The sequence below is a fragment of the Caballeronia sp. TF1N1 genome (assembly GCF_022878925.1).
Lineage (GTDB): Bacteria > Pseudomonadota > Gammaproteobacteria > Burkholderiales > Burkholderiaceae > Caballeronia.
In genome coordinates, this window is record NZ_CP084627.1 from 1,065,867 (window position 1) to 1,079,938 (window position 14,072).

General features: G+C 58.8%; 9 protein-coding genes and 1 pseudogene. 2 read left to right on the top strand and 8 right to left on the bottom strand.

Annotated elements, in window-relative coordinates:
* The 3 genes from LDZ28_RS18920 to LDZ28_RS18930 all read right to left on the bottom strand — a co-directional run bounded on the left by LDZ28_RS18920 (position 1) and on the right by LDZ28_RS18930 (position 6,142).
* Entirely contained in the window at positions 1-4,857 is a 4,857-nt protein-coding gene (locus tag LDZ28_RS18920; protein WP_244828600.1) for an NAD-glutamate dehydrogenase, read from the bottom strand.
* Between the two features lie 168 nt (positions 4,858-5,025).
* Positions 5,026-5,523 (bottom strand): LEA type 2 family protein, encoded by a 498-nt coding sequence (locus LDZ28_RS18925; RefSeq protein ID WP_244828602.1) that lies wholly within the window; start codon positions 5,521-5,523, stop codon positions 5,026-5,028.
* Positions 5,524-5,581: 58 nt separating this feature from the next.
* Complete coding sequence (locus LDZ28_RS18930) at positions 5,582-6,142, bottom strand: metal-dependent hydrolase (protein ID WP_244828604.1); 561 nt, start codon at positions 6,140-6,142, stop codon at positions 5,582-5,584.
* Between the two features lie 213 nt (positions 6,143-6,355).
* On the opposite strand from LDZ28_RS18930, the gene LDZ28_RS18935 reads away from it, so the two are divergent.
* A complete protein-coding gene (locus LDZ28_RS18935; protein WP_244829716.1) occupies positions 6,356-6,856 on the top strand; it encodes a M48 family metallopeptidase in 501 nt (166 codons plus the stop codon).
* A gap of 86 nt (positions 6,857-6,942) precedes the next feature.
* Here the strand turns inward: LDZ28_RS18935 and LDZ28_RS18940 are convergent, their stop codons facing one another.
* Complete coding sequence (locus LDZ28_RS18940; protein WP_244828606.1) at positions 6,943-8,739, bottom strand: ShlB/FhaC/HecB family hemolysin secretion/activation protein; 1,797 nt, start codon at positions 8,737-8,739, stop codon at positions 6,943-6,945.
* Positions 8,740-9,041: 302 nt separating this feature from the next.
* Here LDZ28_RS18940 and LDZ28_RS18945 point away from each other — a divergent pair, with 302 nt between their 5' ends.
* Positions 9,042-9,146: a hypothetical protein gene (locus LDZ28_RS18945; protein WP_244829717.1), complete on the top strand. Its 105-nt coding sequence runs from the start codon at positions 9,042-9,044 to the stop codon at positions 9,144-9,146.
* Between the two features lie 451 nt (positions 9,147-9,597).
* On the opposite strand, the gene LDZ28_RS18950 is transcribed toward LDZ28_RS18945, so the two are convergent.
* From LDZ28_RS18950 to LDZ28_RS18965, 4 genes and pseudogenes are all read right to left on the bottom strand, one after another.
* Positions 9,598-10,122, bottom strand: a complete 525-nt coding sequence (locus LDZ28_RS18950) for a hypothetical protein (protein WP_244828608.1) — start codon at positions 10,120-10,122, stop codon at positions 9,598-9,600.
* A gap of 418 nt (positions 10,123-10,540) precedes the next feature.
* Positions 10,541-11,299 carry a polymorphic toxin type 22 domain-containing protein gene (locus LDZ28_RS18955; protein WP_244828609.1) on the bottom strand — a complete coding sequence of 253 codons (759 nt, stop codon included), beginning with the start codon at positions 11,297-11,299 and terminating at the stop codon, positions 10,541-10,543.
* 290 nt (positions 11,300-11,589) lie between these two features.
* Positions 11,590-13,257, bottom strand: a pseudogene (locus LDZ28_RS18960) (filamentous hemagglutinin N-terminal domain-containing protein); the annotation flags it as partial.
* A 445-nt stretch (positions 13,258-13,702) separates the two neighbouring features.
* Positions 13,703-14,053 (bottom strand): DUF3293 domain-containing protein, encoded by a 351-nt coding sequence (locus tag LDZ28_RS18965; protein ID WP_244829718.1) that lies wholly within the window; start codon positions 14,051-14,053, stop codon positions 13,703-13,705.
* Positions 14,054-14,072 lie beyond the last annotated feature (19 nt).

Sequence of the window (14,072 nt, forward strand, 5' to 3'; positions counted from 1 at the left end):
TCAGGCGCGTTCGAGCACCGCCATTTCGCGCACCACGACGAGCAGCATCGACAGACTCGTGCCGCCGCTCGCTCGAAGCTCGGTGAGCAAGCGCGTGTAGCGGTCGAGCGCCGCCTCGCGTTTGGCGCGCCAACTCTCCACGATCACATCCGGATCGTCGATGCCTCTCGACTGTTCGAGCGCACTCACCGTCAGCGCACGCTTGAGCCGGCCGAGCTCTTCGAGCGCGGCGGCGCGGGCCAACAAGTCCCAGTGCGTGGTGATGGGCAAAGTCATCGCGCGCTCGGCGATACCGCGATAATCCAGCAACGTGCCGATGCCGAAGTAGACGCTCGCCACGATTTCGAGACCACGCTCCGAGCAGGCGGCCACTTCCGCGCTATCGAGCACCGCCGTGGCAATCTCGCCACTCGCGACACGTGCGGCGAGACTGCTTTCCACGCCGGCGTCTTCGAGTTCACGACGGCGCGCGTACCAGGCATCGAGTTGCGTGGCCGGCAAGAGCGCGGGCAGTTGCGGCGCGAGCCTATGCGCGGCTTCACGGCAACGCGCGAGCACGCCCGCCGTATCGTTCGGACTTTGTTCGAGCGTTCGCAGAAACCAGAGTGCGGTGTCGTCGAGCAGACGCACGACATCGACGAACATGCGTGCCTGCACTTCATCCGCGACGAGATTGTCCAGTCCGTCGATATTGCGCCACAAGTCATCGAGGCTGAAGACGTCGCGCGCCATCAATGCGGCGCGCACGATATCGCTCGGCCGCGCATCGGTTTCCTCCATCAGCCGATGCACGAACGTGCAACCCGTGCGATTCACGAGCACGTTGGTCAGATGCGTGGCGAGAATCTCGCGCTTGAGCGGATGATGCTGCATGGTCGCGCTAAAACGGCGCTGCAGCGGCTTCGGAAAATACGCGGGCAGCAGATCGGCGACGAGCGGATCTTCCGGCACGTCGGATTCGAGCAATTCGTCGTAGAGCCACATCTTGCCGTAGGCAAGCAGCACGGCGCGTTCGGGCGATGTCAGTCCGGACCTTGCAGCGGCGCGCTCGGCGATTTCGTCGTCGGATGGCAGGAACTCGATCTTGCGCTTGAGCCGGCCCGCGCGTTCGAGATAACGCATCATGCGCGCCTCGGCATCGAGCGTCTCAGCGACGTGCCGGTTCGCAATCGACAACGCCTGCGTCTGCGCGTAGTTGTCTTTCAACACGAGCAGGCCCACTTCGTCCGTCATTTCCGCGAGCAGCACGTTGCGCTGCTTCTCGGTCATCTCGCCGTCCGCGACCACGAGGCCGAGCAAAATCTTGATGTTGACTTCGTGATCCGAGCAGTCGACACCCGCCGAATTGTCGATGGCATCCGTATTGATGCGTCCGCCCCGCTGCGCGAACTCGATGCGCCCCAGTTGCGTGAAGCCCAAATTGCCGCCTTCGGCGACGACCTTGCAGCGCAGTTCCGCACCGTTCACGCGCACGGCGTCGTTGGTGCGATCGCCGACTTGCGCGTTGGTCTCGATACTCGATTTCACATACGTACCGACGCCGCCGTTATAGAGCAGATCGGCTTCGGCGAGCAGAATCGCGCGGATCAGCTCGACGGGCGCAAGACTCGATGCCGTGATGCCCAGCACCTTCTGCACTTGCGGTGACACGGGAATGGTCTTCGCCGTGCGCGCATGAATGCCGCCGCCCGCCGAAATCAACGCGGTGTCGTAATCGGCCCAGCTCGAACGCGGCAACGCAAAGAGACGCTGACGTTCCTCGAAGCTCGTGGCCGCATCCGGATTCGGATCGAGGAACACATGCCGATGATCGAACGCCGCGATCAGGCGGATATGCCGCGACAGCAACATGCCGTTGCCAAACACATCGCCCGACATGTCGCCGACGCCGACCACGGTGAAGTCGGTGGTCTGCGTATCGAAATTCATCTCGCGGAAATGCCGCTTGACCGACTCCCACGCGCCACGCGCCGTAATGCCCATCTTCTTGTGATCGTAGCCAACCGAGCCGCCCGAGGCGAAGGCATCGTCGAGCCAGAAGCCGTATTCATGCGCAATGGCGTTCGCATAATCGGAGAAGGTGGCCGTGCCTTTGTCCGCCGCGACGACGAGATACGGATCGTCGGGATCGTGGCGCACGACATCGGGCGGCGGCACGATGCCATCGGGCTTGCGGTTGTCGGTGACATCGAGCAGGCCGCGCAGGAACATCTGATAGCACGCGACGCCTTCCGCGAGAAACGCTTCGCGGTCGGTGAGCGGCGGCGGATTCTTCACGACGAAACCGCCCTTCGAACCGACCGGCACGATCACCACGTTCTTCACCATCTGCGCCTTCATGAGGCCAAGCACCTCGGTGCGGAAGTCTTCGCGCCGGTCCGACCAGCGTAAGCCGCCGCGCGCCACGCGGCCGCCGCGCAGATGCACGCCTTCCACGCGCGGCGCGTAGACCCATATCTCGAACATCGGCTTGGGTTCGGGCAGACCCGGCACTTTCGAAGGATCGAGCTTGAACGACAGATACGGACGCGGTTCTCCGTTCGGCTCGCGGCGGAAATGATTCGTGCGTACGGTCGCCGTGATGACGCCGAGGAACTGCCGCAGAATGCGGTCTTCATCGAGATTCGGCACCTTGTCGAGGGCCGCTTCGATATCGGCGAGCACGCGCTCGACGTGGGGTTCGCGCTCTTCGGCCGAACCGCCGCGTGCGGGATCGAAACGCACCATGAAAAGTTCGAGCAGCTTCGTCGCGATCTTCGGATTGCCGGTGAGCGCGCGTTCGATATACGCGTCGCTGAAATTCGAGCCGACCTGCCGCAGATACTTCGCATACGCGCGCATGATGGTCACGTCGCGTGCGCCGAACTGCGCGCGCAGCACGAGGCGATTGAAGTCGTCGCTCTCGGTTTCGCCCGTCCAGACGCTCGCGAACGCGTTTTCGAAGAGCGGCTTCACGCGGTCGATATCGAACTCCACGTCGTCCTGCAATTCGAGACCGAAATCGTGAATCCACGCGGTAGGCGCGCCGTTCGGCTCGATCAGATACGGCCGCTCCTCGTCCACGCGCACGCCGAGATGTTCGAGCATCGGCAAGCTTGCGGACAACGCGATCGGCTCGCCCACGCGATACACCTTGAAGCGAAACGCGCGCCGTCCCGGTTCTATGGCCGCTTCGATCGGCCGATAAAGACTCATTGCGAGACCGCCGGGGCGCGAATGCGTCGCCTCGATCAGTTCAATATCGCGCACCGCCGTGCGTGCCGGATAATCCTCGCGATAACCGGCGGGAAACGAATCCGCATAACGGCGCAACAGCCGGTTGCCCTCTTCCTCGCCGTGACTGTCGATGAGCGCATCGGCGAGATCGTCCTGCCAGCGGCGCGCGACTTGCACGACGCGCGCTTCGAGTTCGCGCGTATCGACTTCGGGCATTGCGCCACGATCCGTGCGCACGACGATATGAATTCGCGCCAGCGGCGACTCCGACAACAGCGGCGTGAACTCGATGCTCTTGCCGTTGAACGCCTCCATCAGTACTTTGGAAATGCGGCGGCGCAGGTCGGTGTTGAACTTGTCGCGCGGCACGAAGACGAGACACGACACGAAGCGGTCGAAGCGATCGCGCCGAACGAACAGACGCGTGCGCTGATGTTCCTGCAGACGCAGCACGCCGAGCGCGATGTCGAAGAGCACGTCTTCATCGGCCTGGAAAAGTTCGTCGCGCGGATATTGTTCGAGCACGGAGATGAGCGACTTCGCGAGATGCCCTTTTTCGAGGAAGCCCGCGCGCCGCACGATGTTCGCGCACTTGCGCCTCACAATAGGAATCTCGGAGGTCGGCACGAGATAAGCCGTCGATGTGTAAAGCCCGAGAAAGCGCCGTTCGCCCGTGACCTTGCCGTCGGGCGAGATGCGCTTCACGCCGACGTAATCCAGATAGCCCGGCCGATGCACCGTGGCACGCGAATTCGCCTTGGTCAGAAAGATCGGCGCCGCGCCTTCGACGATAGCAGCCGCGCCCGGCGGCAGCGGCGTGAGATCGCCGCCCGCCGGCTCGCGCAGAATGCCCGCTCCCGAACCCGGCACGCCGCGCAGCGCGAGACCGTCTTCGTGCTCGACGAGGTCGTAATCGCGGCAGCCGAGGAACGTGAAGTGATCGGCCACCATCCATTCGAGAAAGGCGCGCGCTTCGAGACCGTCGGGAGACGTATCGCGCGCTTTCAGATCGGCAATGGACGCGCGCGCCGCATCGACCACTTTCGGCCAGTCCTCGACCGCCTCGCGCACGTCGCCGAGCACGCGCGCAATGCTCTCGCGCACTTCTTCGAGCCGCTCGCCTTCGCTGCAGCGGTCCACTTCGAAATGAATGAACGATTCGAGCGACGAGCGGCCATCGCCTGCATCGGCGTGACCTTGTCCTATACGCACGATCTCGCCGGCGTGCGGCCCGGCATCCGCGCGCCACACGCGAAACACCGGATGAATGGCCGAATGCAGCGCAAGACCGAGACGGTTCAGCTCCATGGTCACGGAATCGACGAGGAAAGGCATGTCGTCGTTGACGATCTCGACCACCGTATGGTCGGAATGCCAGCCGTGCTGTTCGAGATTGGGGTTGTAGACGCGCAGGACCTCGCGCCCGCCCGCGAACTGCTGCGCCGTTTGCCAGTGCGCCATGGCCGCGCCGTAGAGATCGGCGATATCGCGGCTCGCGATATCCTCGATATCCACCTGGTCGTAGTAATGACGCAGGAAAGGCTCGATGAGCTGGAAGGCGGCGTCAGGCAGACGCCCGCGTGCGAATTCGAGCAGATCCTTGATGAGATGTTCGACCTGCGCTTCGTTCCTGACCAGCATGGTGCCCTCCTCAGTCTTTTCGAGTCTGTCGGATGCTCTGCAGGATTATGCGCCCCGTCGTGCGGAAGCCTTGGATGGACCATGTGCGGATGCACAATGCGCGAGCGCTCGTCAGGGCACCTTATTCCGTCACGATGACGAACGCGCGACAGCCCGAAGACGGGCTGCTCAGTAACCCAACGCGCCGTTGCCGCCGGGAAGGTCGACGGTGCCGGAGTCGGAGAAACGCGTGCCGCCGAATGGACCGCCCGCGAGCTTGCCGCGCGCGACGTAGGAGACCTTGCTGACCGAGTCGCCGGATGCGTAGCCGAGCGCCTGACGCGCCACCGATACCGCCGACACCGTCACCGGCACCGACACCACGACTTCGCCGAAGCGCGGCACCGTGCCGCTTTGCGGACTGACGCCGCTTGCGAAGGAACGGCCGTTGACGTCGAGATCGAGCGCGACGCCGTCGAAGTTCACGGCGGTATCGTTCGGATTCTGCACGCGCAGCTTCACGGCGAAGCGCATTTCGAGCCCCTGCCCTTCGAGCGGTTCGATGCCCGCGACGCTCACGCGCATGCTGTCGCGGTTGAGCAGACTCGCGCACCCGGAGAAGGCGAACAGCATCACGAGAGCGGTGATCAGGAAAAGGAAACGGCTTCGCGCGTGATTCGGTTGCATCGGCAAGGGCTCCTGTTGCGAGAGATTAGGCAACGGACATTCTAACGGGGTGATGCCTTTATGCCGGACCGGTCAGCACATGCACCGCGTTCAGCAGCATGCGAACATGCGCGTGATGGAACCAGAGATCGTCCACGACATAGAACGCGGCAACCCATGACAAGCCGACCACGATCAGGTCGCAGGTTCCGCTCGTCCAGAGATTGAGCGAATGACGCGGACCGATCCAGGGCACGCCGAGCGGGTTGGGCCAGTCCGCGAGCAAATGCATGATGCCGCCGCACGCGAACCCGAAGCCGACCGCCGCGGCGGGATGTTGTCTCAGCAGATGCCACGAAAGCGCGAGCAAGGCGCCCCAGCCGATGCCCCAATGCGTCAGCGTGCGATGCGTGATCCAGAGCTTGCGCCTCTTGCTCCACCAGGCGACTTCGAGCCAGTCCGGCGCGGTTGCACCGGCTACCCCAGCAAGTAACGCCAGCGCAAGGTAAAGGTAATACATGCCGCCGCTGGTCTTGTCGATGCCTTGCGCGCTGCCGATGTTGCCCATATGGCCAACGATTGCCGCCGCGATGATTCCCGCAGCCCACCCGGTCGCGTGATGGGCCTTGCTCGATGCCATGACTGCCTTGTCCTGCTCGCAATGAAGAGCGCAGATGTTCGCATGGCGCGCGTCTGCCGGAGCGGGCGGATACAGAAACTTACGTAAATGCGGGACCTGCAACACCGCTCATGGTTCTTTCGGCGGCGAGATGGCCCAGCGTTGACTAGAATGAATAAAACAACGCTGCGCGTGCGCGCCTTCGTGCATCTTTATCTATCGACTTTTATCGTCATGCAACAGCTGAAATACCTGAGCGCTTATCCGAATACGCTACAGGACAAAGTGCGCCGATTGATTGCCCAGCAACAGCTCGGCAGCTATCTCGAAGCGCGTTATCCGCAGAAGCACGCGGTGCAGTCCGACCGCGCGCTCTATCAATACTGTGCGGAGCTCAAGAGCGAGTTTCTGCGCGTGGCGCCTTCCATCGACAAGGTCATCTACGACAGCAAGCTCGATGTGCTGCGTCATGCGCTCGGACTCCATACGGCGATTTCACGTGTGCAGGGCGGCAAGCTCAAGGCGAAGAAAGAGATACGGATCGCATCGCTCTTCAAGGATACGGCTCCCGAGTTTCTTCGGATGATTGTCGTGCATGAACTCGCGCATCTGAAAGAGAACGATCACAACAAGGCGTTTTACCGGCTCTGCGAATTGATGCAGCCGGGGTATCACCAAATCGAGTTCGATCTACGGCTTTATTTGACGCATCGGGATTTGGTGCGGGGAGGATGATCAGGAAGAAGGCTAAGGGTGTGACGCCTGCTCGCTCAGTGCCCGAGCGAGGGGTCGTACTTTCAAGTACGCCCCTTCGCGATGACTTAGAGTTGGGCCGTCATCTGGAATCCAACCGTAACGCGTGAGGTTGGAAACCCTGACGGCTTGTAGATTGGCGTGCCGGCAAAAAGGTCGTAACTCAATCCAGCATATTTCGTTGGGACGCCGCCGCGAATGCCGATTACCGCGCCCACGAGCTGCGTTCCCGCGAGGAACGCCGTGTTCGGGCCAAACACGCGTCCATAGTCGATGCCTGCGTAGAGCGCTTGCCCCGTCTTTCCGATCGGCGCTTGCAGCTCGTTGCGCCAGTAGAAGCCGCGTTCGGCCGCGAGCATCTGTTCACCGTCGAAGCCACGCACCGTATAGCGGCTGCCGATGGTCAGATCGTCGATGTAGTTGAGCGTGTCGTTCGTGTACTGGCCGTGGATCGTCGTCACGTAGCGAAGCGCTTGATTTGCGATGGCTAACGGCACCGAGAGGTTCGCATCGAGCACGGCCATGTGGAAGCGGTAAGTCGGGCCGCTTGGCTTGGTCGCCGGCGTCGGTGCGATATTCGGGTCGGGCGGCAAGGATGGATCGGGCGTCGCGCCAAATGCGCCGATGCCCTGGCGAAACGCAAGCGTGCCGTCGAACTGCGCACCACCCAGGTAATGCCGATCCGTCAGACCAAGTTCCAGGAACGTGTTGTTGCGGTGCTGGAGTTCGATCTCGGTGTCGTCGATGAAGCTCGCGCCGAAGCGCTTCGACAGTTGCACGTAGGTGCCGAACACGTCGCTTTGTCCGCGATGTAAGACGCGCGCGAGTTTGACGCCGGCGGTCTGTGAGTTGCCACTCGACACGAAGGTCTGGTTGGCGCCCGCGATCTGTTGATAGTACGTGTTGGTGTTGCCGAAGACGGTCGCGGTCCAATAGCCCCATGGCATCGAATACGATCCGTTGAAGCCATGCGAGCCCAAGCCCTTGTCGCCGAACTCGAGGTCCTGATTTGCGCCGACAGTGAGGACGTCATTCAGGCCAAGGAGATTGTCGATGCCGAGACTGAGGTTGCCTTGGAGCTTACCCGTCGCGCGGCTGCCCGAGTTATCGACCGATGCGACGAACGAATAAGGCTTGCCGCGCTTGACCGTGAGCACGACATCGCTCTCGCCGGGGATGTCGGTCGGCTCGATCTTCATGTCCGCATCTTGACTGGCGACGCGCTTCATCTGTTCGATGCCTTGTTCAAGGTCGCGCAAGTCGAGGACGTCGCCGGGTCTTGTGGGGAAAGCGGTTTTCCACGAGCCCCGTGACATGGGTTCGGCGAACCGTATGTCACGAATGACGCCGGGGACCAGCGCGAACTTGAGCGTGCCATGCGACAGGTCTTGCTCGGGTAACAACACGCGTGTGGTGATGTAGCCGCGACTCAGGATCGCTTGCTGCAAGCCCTTGGTCAGCAGGTTCACGCCTTCTTTGCCGATGCATTGATCGGTGTAGTGGCCGAGCCACTCACGCGCGAACGCAAACGGATCGAGCGGTAAGGCCGATGCGCCTTTGGCGCGTATCGCGTCGGGCAGGCTTGGTGGAACGTCGAGCGTGAACGTGTTGATGCGAAAGCACGGCGATTCGGTTGGCAGGGTTGAAAAGTCCTGAGCACCGGGAACGGCTGAACGCACGGCGGGAGCTTGCACGGCGTCGTCGCGTTGCTGCGCTTCGCGTTGCTGCTGGACCTGTTGTTCTTGCTGGGCGTTGGCGCGTGTCGCTGCCGCTTCGTCTGCCATGCTCGGCGCTTGCTGCGCGTGGACTGCGAGTGGTATCAAGGCTATAAGCGGCAAAGCCGCCAGCCTTCTACAAATTTTCATGCTTAGTATGAATCCGTTTCTATGACTTCTGTGCGTTTCAGACTCACTGGAGCAAGCAGTCTTGCCGTCCAGTTAAACCCGAATCGAACTAAGTTTTTTCAATGAGTATGCTGGAACATTAAGTGAGCTTAGGAATCTCCTAAGCCGCGTCGGCTTTCAGAAAAGGTACATTCATCTCAAAGCCAACCACGTCAGAACAACGCAAGACTTCTCATTTCTGCCTCACGCACACATGCCAAATTCAAAGCTCTAGCTATTGCATCATCGATCGCCAAATCCGCGCCGTCTGCGACAATAGAATCATCCGCGTCTATCAAGCATATTCGGATGCTATCGCCGATACCGCGTTGGCTGAAGGAACATTCGTTTCACCGCCATTAATCAATGACTTACAGCGATCAAAATGAGCGTTTAAACCGTGTCTTTTAGCACCTCTCAGTCCCGATCCCAATCTTTCAAGGGGTTCCGCGAGGGACGCTCAAAAATCAGGCAAAAAATGTGTATAAGACGTAGGTTTAACTACCCCGTTATTGAGTCGGCTCCGATCTCCAAGCGTTGTCGAACATCACGCGAATGCCGCTTTTTCTGGTAGATATCAAAAGCGATTATCTTCAACGAGGGAGGGTCACTCTCCGCATACGCCCATCTGGGAATATCAATTTTCGCAATCTCTGTCGAATTGACCAGAATCCAATAAGTATCCTCACCCTGTTCGGGTATCCAATGCACTGCAAATGCCTTCTTCGGTTCCGGAAAGAAACTGCGCAAAGAAGTCTCAAAGCATCGTTACTAGCCAGCAAGCTAGTTGAACTTTGAAGTAGGCGCTGCCGAGCGGCTTCCACTGTTATCTTGCTTGCATCACTTGGCACTTACCCCGTAATTTCTAATAATTTTACTTATAAAGTCTCGATCAAACACTTCGTGAAAAACCGAGCAGGAATTATGCTGAGCTTTCGCGAAATCGTCTAGGGAAAGGAACCAATCTTTTTTAATCGCATCGAATACCGATACCATCTCCGTGTCGTTACTTCTGAAAGCAAGAATTCCCCAATTTACGGGTATATCTTGCGCCATCACCCATCGCCCTTCATCCGAAAAAACAATAAATCCAAATGGATTTCCAGCATCAACAAGCTCGTCATCCAATATTTTTATTTTCTCTGCCCGATTTTCCGCTTGCGAAATTTTCATTAGCGGTTTCAAGGTATTTGCGCAATAACCATCTATTCCTTGCCGATGTAAAACAGCGTTCTGCAACTCTATAAAAAAGGCGGGCTCCGCCCTCAAAAAAAAGTCATAAAATAAAAATCTATCATAGTCTTCTGATACAAATTTATTCGGCAACGTTGGCTTGCCGATAATAATTTTCGATATCGAATTCATATGCTTCATTTCGAGTTAAATCTCAATTTGGTTGCTTGCCCCATTACGGTGACGCCTGCCGCGCCTTGCGCCGCGCTACCAATGCCGCCGCCTCCAAGACCACCAATTAGCGCGCCACCCGCAATGTGAAGGGCGATGCAATTCGCCCACTTTCATCCCAAATGATTTAGTCATATCACAACATCATCCAAGCTGGGTCATTCAATTGGTCAGCTATTCATGAGTTTCACAATCCATAGCGTGGCAATGATGAAAACACCACTGCAACGGTACACCAATAAAATACCTTTCCTTTTTGGGTCAGTTTTTTGTGCCGCTCCTCTGTGGGACCAGGTAATCCAACCATAGGCAACCTCATTTTCTATTATCCAATAATGGAAAGGAATGACTCCAAGGCGTTATGCCCGCTGCGATTCCACTAGATGAACCAAGGCCTATTTTCCACAGCTGTTGCCCCTCCATATGCGTGTGTGATACCTCCTACTATACTCAGCGGTAAAGGCGTCGGTATTGACACTGCGAATTGATTCCCATCGCCGTTCATAAACTCGTTCGTTGCGTTCGCGCTGTAAGCCCCAAAAATCCAACCGATCGTTGCTGCAAAGCTTGGATTCCAAGCCGGAGCGGGAAAGGACTGCGAAACGCCAGCGGACGCATAAGCGGTCCCATCAGCCAAATTGACTGCACCGCCAACAGTACCGGAAAGAATAGAACCGCTCACGTTTGCATAATTCGGGGAGATCGAATCTAAGGCTGCTTGTGAATTAGCTGCATCTGCATGGACCGCAGTTACCACCAGCGAGGCATTGCATACCCACAGACCACTGCACACCTTTGAGAGGCCAGTTTTTTTCGGATCGAGTATTTGGTTGTACAACTCTACCGCCGAACCCGTCGCCGCACCCGCTGTACCACCAATAAGCGCGCCGCCCGTACTCGCCGCCACGTTTGCGGCAAGAGTGCCGAGCAAGTCCGATCCCGTTTCCGATGCCACGTTCCTCGAAAGGTTATCCAGTTGGTTTGCCAATTTCGAGACAAGTCCTGCGCCCGCGGCAGCGCCCACCGCTGTGACGACACTGCCTCCGCCTAATCCGCCAATCAGCGCACCACCCGCCACGTGCAAAGCAATCCGGTTCGCGCCTCCCTCATCCCAATCACCAGCACCCAACACGCCCACCGTTGTCAAACTCCGTTTTTCCTCGACGCGCCAAGCACTTACAACCCGGTTTCTCCGACGCACCTGACACCCAGCAATTTTTTTCCCCGACGCGGTTTTGAGCTTAGAGAGGCGAGTTTGCCAGATGACGCGCCGCGCTCATCCCAATAACATCGCATGACGAACCATTTATCCCGCCGGGGCTGACGGCTGCCGCAGGCAACACTCACGGCCCGCTGACCACAACCAGTTCACATGGAGAACTGACCATGGCTGACGCCAATCTTAAACCACGTCGCACACACGACGAACACCGACAGCGCCGCCCCGCTTTGCATCGTCCCCTGATTGTTCGCGATGATGCCGCCGCGCACCTGCATCGCGCCTTGCGATACGAGCGAGCCGCTCTGGTTGGCAATCTGACTCGCGCTCTGCACGATGAGCGGTCCTTGCGCCGAAACCTGGCCCCCTTGATTCGAGAGCCTGCCCGCGTCGAGCGTCACACTTCCGCCAGCCGTCAAGGCCCCGTGATCATTTACAAGCGCGCCTGCTGCACGGGCCACCACCGATGAACCCGCGCTCGTCGTCGCGCCCGACAGGTTTAGATCACCTGCGGTCGCGGACAATGAAACGTCGCCGTTTGCCGCGGTCTGGCTGCCCGCAAGATTGATGCTGCTGCCGGAGAGCGTCGCACTTGCGCCCGCCACGTTCTGACCGGTCGCGCTTACCGCACCCGAGGCCATGACGGTCAGAACGCCGCTCTGAGCGACCGCGCCATTGGTACTCACGCCCGCGCCGAGCGTCCCCGTCGATGCGACGCTGCCTGCGCTGACTGACGTGTTCTGCTGCGCGGCCAGTGTGCCGCTATTGTTCAGCGCACCACTCGTCGTGGCGATGACATTGCCTTGCGCGTAAGTCGTGCCACTGTTCGCAATGCCATCGCGCGCCGATGCGTTGATCGAGCCGCTGGCATTGGTTGTTCCGGCAAGCACGAGTTGACCATTCGACTGCAGCGTCAGATCGCCGGCTTGCGCGGCCAGCACACCCTTGGTCGATACCCCGACGCCGTACTCGTTGCTCGTGAGAAAGATCCGGTTGGCGTACATACCACCCAGGGCGCTCACGTCGATCGCAACTGCCGGTGCTGTACCATTGCCAGCGATGGGCGTCGCGGCAAGAGTGTCGTGATCAACCTGATTTGAACCTGCGATGGCGTTCAAATTGTTGGCGTACACCGCCGCATTGATTTGAATCGCGCGAGCCAGAAGATCAACTTGATCGACGTTGGTGGCGTTCAGCCCCGCGCCTTGCACGGTGATATTGCCGCCCGTGACATTGAAGCCCGCGAGACTGCCGTTCGGGCCATAATTCGGCGTGCCGGTGGTGAGAATGACGCGCGAGGTGTTGATGAAGCCCGCGCCGTCGACTACCAAGCCATTCGGATTGGCGACGACCACCTCTGCTTTAGACCCCGCAACTTCCAAATACCCGTGCAGTTGCGAAGGCGCATTGCTCATCACCTGATTGACGATGATCTTCGCTGAATTGCCGGGCGTCAGATTCCCATTACCCGAGATGTATCCCGCTAGCTGGCTTTGGATATTGACCGGCGAATTATTGAGAATCGCGCCCTTCGCAAGCACGTCGAATTGTGAAAAATTATTGACGGAAACACCGCTGCCGGACGGTCTTGCGATATTGACCTGATTCAAACCATTCTGAGTTTGAATGACCTGCGCGCCGGAGCTTGGCGCGCCAACGATCTGTGCAAGCGCCAGTCCGGACGCCGAACCGAGCAGCAGCATGGCGGCCCAGGCCGTTGCGCTAAAAGCTGATTGAAACATCGAGGCGACAGGCGCGCGCCGTGCAAGACCTTCTCCCCGTGCAGCACCATTACCGTGGGCCGATGCAAACTCAGCTACTACCACCAACATACGTCGCACGCGACTGAAAACCATCCGGTAGGAATGCTTATTCATTTTCTTATAGTTTTATAAAAATTTAAAACGCAGGTAACGCCCGAAGCGGAAGGTCGCTATTTACTCGCGGATTAACCGTTCGTAACAATCAGAATGTTCCCACTTTGATGGGACGCCGGACATTCGACAAAAGGACTTGTCGCGAACGAAAAGCAGAACAAAGTCACACGCTTGCAAGACGCGGATTGCAAACGCGGTATCGGGTCCGAAGCGTTCGGTAGCGTTCCGAAATCAGTCGAGCTAAGGGCATGCAGACATCGTCGACGAAGGTGTCGAAAACTGTCTACGTTTGTCGCGCGTGCCACGCATTACTTGCAATGGCGTTGCGTGGCTTATGGACGATCACGTTAGCAACTGGCGCGTGCACATAGCACCACCTGTCCGAATCATGCGATGTGGTCAGTCAGAAAACCCAGTGATGGAGAATCAACGGCGAATACCAATATCAACGATAAACCGGATGCCACAGCAAACAAGGCAGACCTGCAGCATCGACATAAACCACGGCGTTCTGCTCGAACTTTTGCATAAGCGCATCGGCAAATTGGCGTGTCGTGCCGAGGACGAAGAGACTTGCTTCGGCGGTCCACTTTCCCTTCGGATCGATGCCGGCTCCGGGCAGCGCATGCAAGCCCGCTCGTTCGATATGGTCGATCAGCAAGCACTGCCGCTTTGCGTTATGCGCCGGTTCAAGCACGTGTCCGAATGGATTGAAGGCCGTCACGAACACCGCGCTAAAGACATGATGCCTTGAAAGAAGTGAAGCAACATCGGCATTATGCTCGCCGATTTTCATCTCCACGACCGGCTCGATA